Annotated in this window: 1 protein-coding gene; it reads left to right on the forward strand. The window is 74.4% G+C overall.

Going from position 1 to position 1,815, the window contains the following annotated elements:
• Nucleotides 1–203: 203 nt before the first annotated feature.
• On the forward strand, nt 204–1,815 hold a 1,612-nt coding region (locus HCN52_RS24095), incomplete at its 3' end, for a DUF885 domain-containing protein (RefSeq protein WP_168090535.1).

Raw genomic sequence — 1,815 nt, forward strand, 5'->3', positions numbered from 1 at the left:
ACCGCACGCGCCGCCCCGGCAGCCGACCGCCCCGGCGGTGCCGGCAGCACGGAACGGCCCCCGCGTCACCGCACGGCCGGGACGGCCCGCCGCCCCCGCCCGCCTCGCTCCACCCACCGGACACCACCGGGACCCCACCGGACCGGGCGCCGCACACGGCGCCGCCGGGCCCGGACCGCAGCACCGACGGAGAGGACCTCACCATGACCAGCACCTCCGGACCCCGCACCCCGCGCGAGATCAGCGAGGACCTCACCCGGACCGTCCTCGACTACGACCCCACCGCCGCGGAGGTCCTGGGGATGCGCCCCGGCAGCTCCGCCGTCCCCGACTACTCGCCCGAACGGCACGAGCAGCTGATCGACGACCTGACCGCTCTGCGGGTCGAACTCGACGCGGCGACGGCCGAGGGCGCACCCCCGCTGCCCGCCGAGGAGAAACGCGCCGCCCGGCTGCTGCGCGAGCGGATCGACACCTTCCGCGCAGCGCCGCTGCACAGCGAGCTGAACAACCTGTTCTCCCCGCCGCAGAAACTGCGGACCATGCTGATCCTCGCGCCGCTCGACACCGCGGAGGACTGGGCGGTCCTCGGAAAGCGGCTCTCCCGCATCGAGGACTCCCTCGCCGGCTACCGGGCCTCGCTCACCGCCGCGGCGCGGCAGGGGACCGGGGCCGCGCCCCGCCAGGTGGAGACGGTGATCGCGCAGATCCGCGACAGCGACGCCTGGTTCCGCGGCCTCGCCGACGGAGCACCGCCCGCGCTGCACGCCGAGGTGAGCGCCGGAGCCGCCCGGGCCGCCGACGCCATGCGCGCGCTGGGCGGCTACCTGGCCGACGAGTACCTGCCGGCGGTCCAGGACCGGCCCGACGGCGTCGGCGCCGACACCTACCTGGTCGGCGCCCGGAACTTCAACGGCGCGGACCTCGACCTCGCCGAGGCGTACGCCTACGGCTGGGAGGAGTTCCACCGGCTGCACGCCGAGATGACGGCGCTCGCACCGCAGATCCTGCCCGGCTCCACCCCGCGCGCGGCGATGGACCACCTCAAGCGGCACGGCGAGGCCGTGGAGGGCGAGGAGAACATCCGGGTCTGGCTCCAGGAGTTCATGGACCGCGCCATCGACCGGCTCGACGGCACCCACTTCGACCTGGCCGACCGCGTCAAGCAGGTCGAGTCGATGATCGCCCCGCCCGGCGGCGCCGCCGCGGCGCACTACACCCCGCCGTCGCACGACTTCTCCCGCCCCGGCCGCACCTGGCTGCCCACCATGGGCGAGACCCGCTTCCCCACCTGGGATCTCGTCTCCACCTGGTACCACGAGGGCGTCCCGGGCCACCACCTCCAGCTCGCGCAGTGGCGGCACGTCGCCGACACCCTCTCCACCTTCCAGGTGACCGTGGGGCAGGTCAGCGCCTGCGTGGAGGGCTGGGCGCTGTACGCCGAGCGGCTCGCCGACGAACTGGGACTGCTGACCGACCCCGCCCACCGGCTCGGCTACCTCTCGGAACAGACGCTCCGCGCCGCGCGCGTCATCATCGACATCGGCATGCACCTGCGGCTGCGCATTCCGGCCGGCGCCGGCTTCCACGACGGGGAGATCTGGACCCCCGCCCTCGCCACGGAGTTCATGCTCGCCCACACCGGGATGGAGCCCGCCTACGCGGAGTCCGAGATCACGCGCTACCTGGGACTTCCCGGCCAGGCGATCAGCTACAAGCTGGGCGAACGCGCCTGGCTCGCCGGACGCGACGCCGCCCGCGCCGCACAGGGCGACGCCTTCGACCTCAAGACCTGGCACATGAAGGCCCTCTCGC

Origin of the sequence: Streptomyces bohaiensis, assembly GCF_012033785.1 — a bacterium.
GTDB lineage: Bacteria > Actinomycetota > Actinomycetes > Streptomycetales > Streptomycetaceae > Streptomyces > Streptomyces bohaiensis.